This is a genomic window from Niabella pedocola (assembly GCF_021044425.1).
GTDB classification, from domain to species: Bacteria; Bacteroidota; Bacteroidia; order Chitinophagales; family Chitinophagaceae; genus Niabella; species Niabella pedocola.
On record NZ_JAJNEC010000005.1, the window covers coordinates 502,528 to 515,527 of the forward strand.

General features: G+C 47.0%; 11 protein-coding genes. 1 reads left to right on the forward strand and 10 read right to left on the reverse strand.

What is annotated here, in order from left to right; all coding sequences use genetic code 11:
* Positions 1 to 92: 92 nt before the first annotated feature.
* The 7 genes from LQ567_RS09775 to LQ567_RS09805 are packed head-to-tail and all read right to left on the reverse strand — an operon-like array spanning position 93 to position 6,986.
* Positions 93 to 1,166, reverse strand: coding sequence for a Gfo/Idh/MocA family protein (locus LQ567_RS09775; protein WP_231004320.1), 1,074 nt, complete (start codon positions 1,164 to 1,166; stop codon positions 93 to 95).
* Positions 1,141 to 2,169: an L-rhamnose/proton symporter RhaT gene (locus LQ567_RS09780; protein WP_231004321.1), complete on the reverse strand. Its 1,029-nt coding sequence runs from the start codon at positions 2,167 to 2,169 to the stop codon at positions 1,141 to 1,143. Before LQ567_RS09780 ends, LQ567_RS09775 begins: the two co-directional genes overlap by 26 nt.
* Positions 2,170 to 2,176: 7 nt before the next feature.
* Positions 2,177 to 3,028: an amidohydrolase family protein gene (locus LQ567_RS09785; protein WP_231004322.1), complete on the reverse strand. Its 852-nt coding sequence runs from the start codon at positions 3,026 to 3,028 to the stop codon at positions 2,177 to 2,179.
* A 43-nt stretch (positions 3,029 to 3,071) separates the two neighbouring features.
* A complete protein-coding gene (locus LQ567_RS09790) occupies positions 3,072 to 4,247 on the reverse strand; it encodes a CaiB/BaiF CoA transferase family protein (RefSeq protein ID WP_231004323.1) in 1,176 nt (391 codons plus the stop codon).
* Positions 4,248 to 5,390 (reverse strand): CaiB/BaiF CoA transferase family protein, encoded by a 1,143-nt coding sequence (locus LQ567_RS09795; RefSeq protein WP_231004324.1) that lies wholly within the window; start codon positions 5,388 to 5,390, stop codon positions 4,248 to 4,250.
* Positions 5,387 to 6,544: an ABC transporter substrate-binding protein gene (locus LQ567_RS09800; RefSeq protein WP_231004325.1), complete on the reverse strand. Its 1,158-nt coding sequence runs from the start codon at positions 6,542 to 6,544 to the stop codon at positions 5,387 to 5,389. The genes LQ567_RS09795 and LQ567_RS09800 overlap by 4 nt, the downstream gene beginning before the upstream one ends.
* The gene (locus tag LQ567_RS09805) at positions 6,537 to 6,986 is read right to left on the reverse strand and encodes a MaoC/PaaZ C-terminal domain-containing protein (protein ID WP_231004326.1); all 450 of its coding nucleotides are present in this window, start codon (positions 6,984 to 6,986) and stop codon (positions 6,537 to 6,539) included. Before LQ567_RS09805 ends, LQ567_RS09800 begins: the two co-directional genes overlap by 8 nt.
* Before the next feature lie 321 nt (positions 6,987 to 7,307).
* Between LQ567_RS09805 and LQ567_RS09810 the strand changes: the two genes are divergently transcribed.
* Positions 7,308 to 7,853 carry an ORF6N domain-containing protein gene (locus tag LQ567_RS09810; RefSeq protein ID WP_231004327.1) on the forward strand — a complete coding sequence of 182 codons (546 nt, stop codon included), beginning with the start codon at positions 7,308 to 7,310 and terminating at the stop codon, positions 7,851 to 7,853.
* Between the two features lie 173 nt (positions 7,854 to 8,026).
* Here LQ567_RS09810 and LQ567_RS09815 read toward each other — a convergent pair whose 3' ends face one another.
* The 3 genes from LQ567_RS09815 to LQ567_RS09825 all read right to left on the reverse strand — a co-directional run bounded on the left by LQ567_RS09815 (position 8,027) and on the right by LQ567_RS09825 (position 12,957).
* Positions 8,027 to 10,312 (reverse strand): GH92 family glycosyl hydrolase, encoded by a 2,286-nt coding sequence (locus LQ567_RS09815; protein WP_231004328.1) that lies wholly within the window; start codon positions 10,310 to 10,312, stop codon positions 8,027 to 8,029.
* Between the two features lie 387 nt (positions 10,313 to 10,699).
* Complete coding sequence (locus LQ567_RS09820; RefSeq protein ID WP_231004329.1) at positions 10,700 to 11,857, reverse strand: alpha-hydroxy acid oxidase; 1,158 nt, start codon at positions 11,855 to 11,857, stop codon at positions 10,700 to 10,702.
* Between the two features lie 242 nt (positions 11,858 to 12,099).
* The gene (locus LQ567_RS09825) at positions 12,100 to 12,957 is read right to left on the reverse strand and encodes a sugar phosphate isomerase/epimerase family protein (RefSeq protein ID WP_231004330.1); all 858 of its coding nucleotides are present in this window, start codon (positions 12,955 to 12,957) and stop codon (positions 12,100 to 12,102) included.
* Positions 12,958 to 13,000: the final 43 nt, after the last annotated feature.

Below are 13,000 nucleotides of genomic sequence, written 5' to 3' on the forward strand. Positions count from 1 at the left end.
ACGGCGCTTCCAAGCCTATATAGAATCCGTTAGTATCCCTATAAAACATACCCGAACGAGCAGCCGATCTATCATACCATAACGGTCTGGCTTTATACCGGTGGCAGTTGAACGCCTCCCTGCGCGCTGCTGAGATAGGCCGCCTCCACACATCGCATCGTATCAAAAGCATCATCGATATTATTCTCCGGCTCGGCAATAAAGCCTTTTTTTGCAAGGATCATCTGTTCCATCGTACCCATAAAAGCATGTGGAAACCATGACCCGGCGATCTTCTTCGATCTCCATTCCGGAACTTCACCCGCAGCGGTTGTGATATACTCAAATGTATCGGGGATACCTGTAGGATAATTGATCAGTACACCCAGATTCATTTTAACGGCGCCACTGGTACCTTCAATTTTTATATACGCTTCCTGGTGCTGATACCCAAAATTGTGATGGTGATTGGTATGGATAGTAGCACGTATTAAATCACCATAATCCATGATAATGCTGCTCTTAACAGAAGCCAGCTGTAATGAATCCGGGTGTTTATATGTTTTAGCATATACTCCGGAAGGGTTCCCCAGGAAGGACCGAACCAGATCGATGTAATGGATACTGTGGTAATTGATCTCCATACGTGGCTTTTCAAACAGGAACGACCAGCGGTTCCATGGTGTATGTACATTCACATAAATCTCAATATCAGTAAGCGTGCCGAGCTGCCCGTTACCGATCATTTTTTTTGCTTCCTGGATAAAGGGTGCAAACCGAAGCTGAAAATTAACTCCCGCTCTTATATTTTTTGAATGTGCGATCTCCAATATAGTCCTTGCCTCCTCAATGCTTTCACCCAGCGGTTTCTGAATCAGCACGGTTGCTTCCTCGGGTAACTGCCGCAGTACGCCAATGATTTCAGATGCAGGCAAGGCACAGTCGTAAATAACGTTTTCAGACCGGTCTGCCACCATCGCTTCCAGTGAATCATATACCTGCGGAATGGCAAACTTGTCTGCAATTTCCCGGGCCCGCTGACGATTTCGATCTACAATACCTTTTACACTAAAGCCGGCCATACGGTAAGCCGGCAGGTGCGCATCGTTTACAATACCACCGGCGCCAATCATACATATGTCGATCGCGTAATCATTCATATCAGGCTCCTCCTTTATAATTGCCATATGTTAACAGTATTACCGAAAGCAGTAATACCAGTAATGCACCTATCAGTACCTGTTTTGTACGTCTTTTTGTAAACTTCCATTCTTTCAGCACCACACCCACTATTGCACTGAACAGTACCAGCAGGATCATGTGTATGGCCCAACTGGAAAACTCATACTTACCCAGGTTTACATGACCCAGTCCATAAAAGAAAAACTGTCCGTACCAGAAGATACCGGTAAGCGCCGCCATAAGATAATTAGTGGTCAAGGCGCCGGTTACCGCTGCCCGCCTATATTCTCCAAATGTCCGGTGTTTCCGGTGCAGGTAAGCCGTATAAAACAACGTTGTTAAAAACGCCCCTGAATTAGAAAAAATATAAACAGCATTCACCCGAAAATTCCCGGCACCATGTGTGGCTGCAAGATCAGAAATGGGCTTGCCCGCATTAATAGCAAAACCATAAAAAGCAGAAAGGATACCTGCCAGGATACACAGGGGCAATCCCTTTTTAAACGAATATCCCCGCAGACTACCGCTAAGCTCCTTTTCTTTCATCCACCCGGCAATGCCGCAACATGCGATTCCTATTGCACCAAGAAAAATTCCGGCAAGTATCCAGTTGCCACCGCTGCCTGCGATTACATTACGGATGGAACCATCCATTATGGGTGGAATTAAGGTGCCCAGTACGCATGACAGTCCCACAGAAACAGCGTAGGCTAATGAAAAACCGATGTAGCGGATCGCCATTCCAAAAGCCGTTCCTCCAATCCCATAAGCCATGCCCAGCAGAAAGGATTGCATCATAGCGGTACGTGGCGCTTCCCTTAAAACATCGTCCAGGGATGGCACGGTGATTATTGCTACCACCACCGGCAGAATCAGCCAGCAAACGGCGGCTTGTGCCAGCCAATAGGTTTGCCAGGACCAGCCCCTTACTTTTTTTTCCGGGGTATAACACAGGGCCGCAGATGAAGCACCTACCCCGTGAAAAAATATACCGTTGAATAATTGCATATTAAAATTAATCCAGCTTCAGATCATAAAATCGGATCGCATTGCCTGCGTATACGTTTTGCAGTGCTTCGGCTGAAAGCAACGATGACAGTACCGTTTTGTATACGTCCCAGGTGTATACATAATCTTTTGCCAGCAAGGATACCGGCCAGTCGCCACCGCAAAAGCAACGGTCTGCTCCAAAATGTTCCAGCACAAATCCAATGTAGGGCGTAAGCGCTTCTGCTGTAAACATTGCTGCACCTGCCACTGTTCCCAGGCCGGAGATCTTCGCGTAAATATTCTTATTTTTTGCCACCGCCTGCATTAAATTACCCCATTGGCCGTAGTGCTCCCCCGTGCTGATGGGCGGTGCATTCAGATGATCAAAAACCATCCGCAGTTCCGGAACGAGTTCAGCTACCTTTAAAATGGTTTCAATATGCTCCGGCAGCACCCCCACCACATCATAAGGAATATGGTGAGCCGCAAGTAGTTTCAAACTTTCAATTGCCGCAGGTTGCAATAACCATTGCGGATCTTTTTCATCATGAATCAGGTGCCGCACACCCACAAAATATGCGTCTTTCAGCAGCCGCTGTTCCAGCAACGTTGCCGTACGCTCCGTATCTGCCAGCGGCAGCCAGCTTACCACTCCTTTGATCCAATCGGTGTTCCGGGCCACATCAAGCATATGAAATGAATCTTCCATCTGCACATCTGCCTGTACAAAAATACCAGCATCAATGCCCGCCGCTTTTCTTGCGGTGTCCAGCTCATCTATGGCATACGTTCGTTTTAAGAGCTCCGGAGCTCCTGATAGCCAACTATACGATGATTTGTTCGTGTCCCAGATATGTATATGCGTATCGATGATCATTTTGCTGTTGTTTATTTATATTAATTGCTTTGTTTACAACCAACTAAGATACTACAGCTCCTTCTTTTTGCAATTGATTTAATCCAAATTCTTTATCGATGGCAGCAGTATGTTCACCCAGCAACGGAGCGCCGGTTGTACTGGTGAGCAACTGGCCATCAATTTTAAACGGACAGCGCGTGGTGGTAATGGCTGTTCCATTGCTGTTTTTTACGGTCATTTCCATTTCCAGCGCCCTATAAGCCGGATGTTTCCTCAACGCTTCATAATCCAGTACTTCCGAACACCAGATATCGGCCGGCTCCAGTACCGCCAGCCATTCCCTGGTGGATCGCTGTTGCAAATGCGCCGCCAATACCTGTTTGATCGCATCCCGTTGAGTAAACCATTCATCACTGTTGGTATAGGCCAATAACGCATAGCAATCTGTTAATTGCCCCAGCTGTACAATATCTGTCATCGCCAGCGCCATCCAGGAGTCTGCCGTTTTATAAATACCATAGGGCGCTCCTACATAAGGATGCCCGCCGTTGACCTCGCTGCGTTGCGGCAACTCATGCCCATCGTTATAATAGCAGGTTAACAATTCAAACTGAAAATCGAGTGCACTTTCCAACATGCTTACCTGTACTTCGCCGCCTTCGCCTGAAACCATTTTCTGATACAGCAAGGATAAAATCCCCTGGGCAAGGTGTGCCCCGGATAAAATATCCACAATAGAAACACCCAGCGGAGTGGGATTTTCATGCGCTGTATTGTTTAACAGTGTAATACCGGTTGCCGATTGCAGCAGCAGATCCTGACCGGGCAAATGTTTCCAGGGCCCAGCCGCTCCATAACCACTGATACTCCCATACACAACAGACGGATTGAGTTTTTTAATCGTTTCATAATCCAGGCCCAGCCGTTCCATAACGCCTGGTCGGAAGTTATGAATCACTACATCCGCACGCTTCAGCAGTTTTTTAACTTTAAGGAGATCGATTGCATCCTTCAGATCTGCTGTATAACTTTCCTTGCTACGGTTGATTGCCTGGAAAATCGAAGATTCTCCATCGATAACGATGTCCGATACATACAGTTCGCGGCAGATGTCGCCGGTAACCGGACGCTCGATCTTTATCACCCGCGCACCCAGGTCTGCAAGCGTCAGAGACGCCGATGGCCCCGAAAGGAACTGGCTGAAGTCAACCACCAGAATATCGTTTAGAAAACTCATTTATTCTTCCATTAACTGTTTAATGATCGCCTCCCTGTTGGCTCCCAGTGTCGGCGCCGCTTTTGATGAAACCAATCTTTTCCCGTTTAGCGTAATCGGACACCTGGTTGTAAAGATCCTCTTATCGCCAGCCTGCAATTCCTGCTCCATTTCTAAGATCTTATAACCCTCGGTTTGATCAAGGTCCTTCCAGCTATACACAGCCGCCGCCCATAACCCACTCCGGCGCAGCCGCTCCAGCCAGTACCGGGTTGTATTTGTTTTCAATTTCTTTGCGATCAAGGCTTTTATTTCATCCCGCTTTTGAAAAACATCCCGTTGATCAAAAACGTTCAATTCCTCCCAGTCCAGCGCGGTGGCCAGCTGCTGCAGCTCCATCATGGCCAGGGAAAGAAAATGATCAGCAGTTTTATAAACGCCATAGGGGGCGCCGAGCAACGGGTTGCCATTATTGATCTTACTGCGTTGAATCCCCTTTTTACTATGGAAAAAAGTGGTAAATAACTCAAACTGCATACCGATGGCGGATTCGATCAGGCTCAATTCAATATATGCGCCTTTCTCCTCCCGTTGTCTGCGGATCAGGGCTCCCAGCACAGCTTGCACCAGGTGTATACCGCTGATGGCATCCACTGCAGACAAACCAAAGGGAACCGGGGCGCTGCCGCCATTACCCGTGGTATACGTAAGCCCCGATAATGACTGTACCAGCAGGTCCTGCCCTGGTTTTTGCGCCCAGGGCCCTTTACGTCCAAAACCACTGATCTCCGCATAGATGATCTTTTCATTTATACCCTTGACATCCTTATAAGCAAGACCGATCTTTTCCATTACGCCCGGCCGGAAATTATGCGTGACCACATCCGCCCTGCGGATCAGCTTCTTCACCAGTTCAAGGTCTTCTTTATTTTTCAGATCCGCCGTAAAACTCTCCTTGTTTCGATTGATGGCATGAAAATTCAAGGCATCCCCCTCTACCCATAAATTCTTTACGGCCAGTTTCCGGCAGGGGTCACCTCCCTGCGGCCGCTCTATTTTAATAACCCGTGCTCCAAGATCTGCCAATCGCAGGCCGGCTGAAGGGCCGGAAAGATACTGGCTAAACTCCAGCACAATTAATCCGTTTAATGGTAGTTGGTTCATAAGGGCCTTACCGGTTTTAAGCTTTCCGCATAAAGCGTATTTAATTTAGCAAGTACCGATTGGGGAGAAAGCATATTCCCCTTTAAATATTCCTGGATATAAAAGCCGCCGGCATCCTGAAAATGAAGGTACCCATGATAACGCGGGCGCACATATGCATGTTCCAGCGTGTTGCGGGTATTTTTAAAAAATCCGTTACACACCTGGTCATTCACCGTATCATCATAACCAAAATCATATCCAGGTTGTCCACCGGTAAGCACATACGCTGTTCCCTGCCATTCCGGCGCACATACGAACTGTGCAAAATCCAACGCAACCGACTGATGATTGCCATATGCAGAAACAGCGATACCCGTGCCGCCCAATGTGGTTTGTAAGCGCCGGCCGTTAAATGTAACAGCATTTGTATAGATCAACAAATGCCGGCTGTAATGCTTTCGCGCATAATTGGAGTACCCATACGCAAAGGGGCAATACCAATAATTATTAGTGTTGCTCATTGCTTCCGCAACCGCGATGGGATTCATCAAGAAAAAACGCCGATCCAGCAAGTCGTAAAATTCCTTCATTGTAGTCAATGCCGCCATACCTGTTGCCGCATCAATCACTGCTTCGTCCTGAAATGGATCACCGCCATGTGCCCGGCAAAAGGTATAAAAATTCATCAGCAGGTCGATCGGAATGGCGGGCGCAGCTGCTTTTCCTTTAGCAGCGATCGTCATCACCTCTTCCCAGGTTTGCGGCGCGGATACCTGCTGTTGTTGCAACAGGTCCATACGCATACTGGCTACAGGCGTTGCCGCATCAATGGCCAGGGCCCATTGTTTGCCATCGTATGCATAGCTGTCATGAGAAGCACCTGCTGAGTGTTGTTGCAACTCTTTTAAAAAAGCTTCCGGAAGGTAATCGTTCAACGGTAATACACAATTGGTAACCGAAGCACTCCCTACCCAGGGATGATCGATAATCAGCAGATCATAGGCTTCCGTCAGCTTTTCAATAGAGTAATCGGCAAACGCCTGTAAGCTGCGCTTTTCCCAAAGAATCTGTACATTCGGGTGCAACTCGCTAAAACGTTGCGCCGCCGCCTGCAAGGGCACTATTCCCCTGCTATGATCCCAGGTAATGCCTTTTAAGACTATCTTATCCATGCAGCGCTTTTTTTTCAACCAGTAAAAGATGTTCGCAGACCAGCACCAGCTGTTCCTGCTGATTGTGCACTTCCAGCAATTCCGACACAATACCATACCCCGGCTTTTTATGCGCTTTTTTTTCTTTGATGGTAAGGGTTGTTTTTATCGTATCGTTAATAAACACCGGCGCAATAAACCGCAGCCGTTCATAACCATAGGTCATGGCCGCTTCATTGATTACTCCTGCAGTCAACCCAACTGCTACACTAAAGATCAGGGTACCGTGTGCGATCCGTTGCTTAAAGGGTTGTGTTTTGCACCATTCGGCGTCCATGTGGTGGGGATAAAAATCACCGGTTTGTCCGGCGTGTAAAACAATATCAGCCTCCGTAATGGTTCGTCCCGTGGTAACTCTTCTTTCCCCGGGCATAAAATCTTCAAAGTATATCTTTACAGCCATATGACAGCATTTAAGCGGCTACCGGGCGCAATACTACCTTTTGCCAACAGATCGAAAATAGATCGAATCGCTTTGCCGGAAAATGTTAGGATTCACTAAGCTAATGGAAGATTTTACTATAGATAACAGGGTGCGGGATCGCTATTTGAGGGATAAAAAACCGCCTTTTGTTTTCCTCGCTATTCTTGTTTAACTTTATTACAGGAACCGCTTCCTGACCCGGTTCAATACAAGATGACCGGGATATATCAGAGGCATCATTAACACCTGTAACTGGAACACCTGTAACAAATAGTATCATAACCTTGAAAAACAACATCTATGGCAAAAAAAGAGCTGCGACTCCTGGTAGCCGAACAGAAAATACTAAACCGGATCTATGTTGTCCGCGGCCAAAAAGTAATGCTGGACCAGGATCTGGCAGAAATGTACAAAGTAGAAACCAGACGTCTGAATGAGCAGGTAAAACGTAACCTGAGCCGGTTTCCAAAAGACTTTATGTTCACCCTTAAACAAAAAGAGTTCGATAACTTGATGTCGCAAATTGCGACATCAAGTTTATCACCAGGATGGGGAGGGAGACGGAAATTACCATACGTCTTTACGGAGCAAGGAGTAGCAATGTTATCAAGTATCCTAAACAGCGAAATTGCCATCGAAGTCAACATCCGTATTATCCGGGTATTTTCAAAACTTCGGGAATATGCCTTGAGTCAAAAGGATATAATGGTACAACTTGCGCGGCTTGAGAAAGAAGTAAAGGGAAATTCACGGGATATTGAAAACATCTTTGCGGTGCTGAAAGAGCTAATTGAAAGGCAAAGAAATCCCATACCAAGAAACAAGATAGGATTCAAGCTGGATTAGCCCACAAGCATGATGCTTTCCCTTAAATTAAATATAAGTTAGCAACTTGATGTCGCAAATTGCGACATCAAGTTTATCCGATAACCAGATGAAAGATGTCTTTCATAAAGTAAAGCGTAAAAAAATCCGGCTCCCTCAACGAAAGCCGGATATCTGAATCATTCTCGATTTGATTATTTGTCGTCACGGCTCATAGAAAAAGGCACATCCGTATCCGCTGTACCGCGGGCTTTATTGGGCTGTGCGCCCATATTAAAGTTGATAACGGCTCCCCTCTGCAGCATGCTAAAGCTCAACCAGTTTTTGGTATAGGCCTGGCCATTAAAAGTAGCGGATTGCACATAACGGTTCTTATCACTATTAGCAGGTGCGTTGATGACGATCTTTTTGCCGTTCTCCAGATGTACCGTCGCTTTCTTAAACAACGGGGCTCCCACCACATACTGATCTACCCCTGGTGTTACGGGATAGAAGCCCAGGGCCGAAAACACATACCAGGCACTGGTTTGCCCGTTATCCTCATCACCGCAATAACCATCCGGCGTTGGCTTATACATGCGGTTCATGGTCTCCCTTACCCAATATTGTGCTTTCCAGGGTGTGCCGGCATAGTTATACAGATAGATCATGTGTTGTATCGGCTGGTTGCCATGCGCATATTGTCCCATATTAGCGATCTGCATTTCCCGGATTTCGTGGATCACACCGCCGTAATAACTATCATCAAAAACCGGGGGCAGACTGAACACATTGTCTAGCTGTTTTACAAAATTAGACTTGCCACCCATCAGGTCGATCAAACCCTGAATATCATGAAACACGCTCCAGGAGTAATGCCAGCTATTGCCTTCGGTAAAAGCATCGCCCCATTTATACGGGTTGAACGGGCTTTGAAATTTACCATCCTTGTTCTTGCCGCGCATCAGATTGTGCTCCGGATCAAAAAGATTTTTATAGTTCTGGGAACGTTTCTTATACAGATCCAATTCGGCCTTTGGCCGGCCCAGCGCCTTCCCCAACTGATAAATGGTAAAGTCGTCATAGGCATATTCCAGCGTGCGCGCCGCATTCTCATTGATCTTCACATCATAGGGTACATAACCCAGTTCATTATAATAGGTTACGCCTCTCCGGCCGGTAGCCCTTGGTCCTTCGTTGTTGGCTCCATGCAACAGCGCTTCGTACAGCGTGTTGATATCATACCCCCTCAGCCCCTTTAAATAAGCATCGGATACTACCGATGCAGAGTTATTACCCACCATTACATCTGAATATCCCGGGCTGCTCCATTCCGGCAGCCAGCCGCCTTCTTTGTAATCGTTAACCAAACCCGCCTGCATTTCTTTATTGATAGATGGATACAGGAAATTCAGGAAGGGATACAATGCCCGGAAGGTGTCCCAGAAACCGGTACCAGCGAAACGGTAACCCGAAACGATCTTGCCATTGTGCGGACTGTAGTGCACCACCTGGTTAGCAGCATCCAGTTCATACATTTTTTGCGGAAAGAACAGCGTGCGGTACATAGCCGAATAAAAGGTCCGCTGCTGGTCGATAGAAGCCCCTTCAATCTCGACCCGCCCCAGGCGGTCGTTCCAGGCTTTCTTAGCCTTCGCCATGGTTTGCTCAAAACCATCGGCAGCCAGCTCGCGTTTCAGATTCAGTTCCGCCTGCTCAAAGCTGATAAAGGAGGTACCGATCTTCATATGTACTTTTTCACCCTTTGCGGTTTTAAACCCTACGATGGCGCCACTGTGATCGGAAGTAATTTCCAGTGCCGACGCATTGAGCTTGTTGTCCTCCCAGGTATGCATATTGGCAAACGGCTTATCAAAATAGATTACAAAATAGTTCTTAAAATCCGGCAGCGGTCCGCGGGCATGTTTGGTGGAATAACCGATGATCTTTTTTTCAGCTGGAATAATCTTAATATAAGATCCCTTATCAAACGCGTCGATCACCACAAAAGAACTATCGGTTTTGGGGAATGTAAACCGGAATTGTGCCGCCCGCTCAGTAGGTGTAAGTTCGGTTGTTACATCATGATCGGCCAGGTACACGCTATAATAATAAGGTTTTGAAACTTCCGCTTTGTGCGAGAACCAGCTGGCACGTGCATCCTGATCAAATGCCATTTTCCCTGTTACCGGCATAATGGAGATCTGGCCATAGTCATTCATCCAGGGTGAAGGCTGGTGCGTTTGCTTAAATCCCCGGATCTTGTCGGCATCATAAGTATACATCCATCCATCGCCCATTTTCCCGGTCTGCGCGCTCCAAAGGTTCATGCCCCAGGGCACTCCCACTGCAGGATAGGTATTCCCATTTGAAAGACTGGGTTTGGACTGGGTGCCCATCAGGGGATTCACCAGTTCTGCAGGATCATTTTTCTGAGCATGTAAGAGGAGCGAAAAGCCTCCGGCCAATAATAATAAGGCGTAGCGTGCAATCTTCTTCATGAGCAATAATACTATTTTTAAATAACAAAATCGTTTTTGCAATGCCTTACAAAAATAGCTGCTTTGTGTTAATTTTGCTGTTTTTTACCAATTTCAGGTTTGGCTTGCCGTTTCAGCGGTAATTTGAACAGCCCCATTGCATCGGTCCACTCTCTGAAAAAGCCCGCCAATTCTATTACCATACGGTTTTCGGTCGCGTTTCATCTCTGATATCGATGATCGCATCTCGCTGCGCCTTCATACCGGTTACTTCTTCACTGTATGCTGATCAACCATTGTTACAAAAAAACTCCGGAGTAGCTCCGGAGTTCTATGCACTCATTATCGCATGGCGTCAGTACATTGAATGGTCTAACTATCGTTAACGAGTTGCTCCAAAAATGAACCTTACTGTATCAATGCTTGTGGAAAATCGTGGATCGTCTCGCAGCAAAGCTGCTCCATCACCTGTTTCAATTGAGCTTTGAACATAGCAATGGTGTGATCCCCGCCAGCTTTGCCCAGCGCACCCACCCCATACATAAAGGGCCGGCCCATAAACGTAAAATCGGCACCGCAGGCCAGCGACCGGCCAATATCCGGTCCAGAGCGAAGCCCGCTGTCGATCATTACCTTATATTTATCTTTATATTTTTCTGCCAATCCTTTTAGCGGACGAATGGTCGACTCCCCTGCGTCGATCTGGCGGCCACCGTGGTTGGAAACAATAATCCCATCCACCCCGATCGTTGCACACAGCTCTGCATCCTGTTCGCTTACCACTCCTTTTATGACCAATTTTCCTTTCCATTTCTCCCTTATAGCCGCCACTTTATCCGCATCTACCCTACCAGTAAAAGTAGCATTCATAAACTTGCCCAGTTGCTTCATGTCCATTCCCTTCTTCATATAAGGCTTTAGTGTGGCAAAAGAAGGAATACCCACCCGCAGCGTTTCCAGTCCCCATACGGGGTGCATGGCGGCCTGGACAAAATTGCTGATCGTATTTTTGGGAGGCATAGACAGCCCGGCCTTTATTTCCCGATAGCGTAACCCAAAGGAAGGCACATCGATGAGCACCACCAGTACGGGACAATTCACCGCTTCCAACCGGCGCAGGATATCATCCCGCAATTCGTTTTCCGTAGGATGGTACAACTGGAACCAGAACTTACTTTCCGTAACTTCCGCAATTCGTTCAATGCTGCTGGTAGAAACCGTACTTAAAATGTAGGGAATATTATGTTTCAATGCCGCTTTGGCCAGGATCTCCGGGGCATTGGGCCACATCAGGCCTTGTAACCCTACCGGAGCAATCCCAAACGGAGCGTCGTACATATGCCCGAATAATTCCGTTCGCATATCCACACCCCTGTGCTTTTTAAGATACTGGGGCATCAGGAAAATATGCTTAAAATCTTCCTCGTTCCGCCACACGTTCAGCTCATCATTACATCCTCCTTCCAGGTAGTCGAAAGCAAATTTCGGAATCCTCTTTTTTGCCTTTCTTTTGAGGTCCGCCACGGAAGGATATTGAGGATTATATTGCAGTAAATTTGTACTCATAATTCTGTTCGCAAAGAAAACCGTTTATCAAAAGCACAAGATTAACAAATAAAATCCAGATCCCTATCCTGTGCCATCCGGTAGCGGCCTTTCATGAATAAATTGTTTTATAATTGGTAAAAATGGTTTATTGGAGGGGGACAGAGTAGTAGCAACAGGGGCCTTAATCTCATTATTGTTGCCTGCTTTATGGTTGGGGTGACGGGAGACCTGGGAGACAAGGATTAATGCTTTGCGGTTTGTTATTGAAATACTTTTTTAAGATAGGCTACATTGGCGCCATAATTATACTTTACCTCACGGGGGTGTTGGGCATCGCGGGAACGCTCCACCACCAGCCAGCCGCTCCATTTCATTTGATCCAGGGTCTTTTTCACCTTGTAAAGATCCAGCTGCGGATCGTTCTGCAACCATACACTGTCCTTATTGGTACAATGGATCATGGCGATGTTCTTAGCGCCCAATATGCGAAGTTCTCTATGCAAATCCCGCCCTTCCTTCAAGGGATTAGAGAAATTAAAATAGATCCTGATGGCCGGCGAGCCGATCTCTTTCAGCAGCGCTGCTTCTTCTTTTGCCGGCAGGGCTGTTTCAATAGCAATAACGACTCCGGCATCCTGTGCCATTCTGCCTGCCTCTCTTAATCGACTTACAACCGCAGGTCGTTTCTCTGGATATTTTCTCAGATCGCATTCAGTGCCAAGTGGCAAAAAAGCCGTTTTGATATGCATCTGTTTCATCGTTGCAATACAATCGGCGATCGATTCTTTATAATGCGCCCGGCCGCAGAAGGATTGCGCATAGTAGCCCGTCATAGCGAGGGACGGGATTTCCAACTTCAGCTCTTTTGCCTTCTGAAGGTATTGCTTTCTTATGGAATCAATTGCCAGCTTGTTATCAAAGGTTTCCCGGTTGCCCAGTCCGCCCATATCGATCTCAATTCCATCTGCGTTCAGCTCCTTTGCCAGCGGCAGCGCGCTGAGCTTCTGGCGCTTTAGCAGCATCAGGTCGATCAATGCGATTTTGTAACGTTGTGGTTTTTGGGCCATGCCGGCAAGCGGTAATGCAAGGATTAAGAGATATAAGAATATTTTTTTCATGTTTACAAACTTTATTGGAAAACGCGCGGTCGTTTCCAGCGCA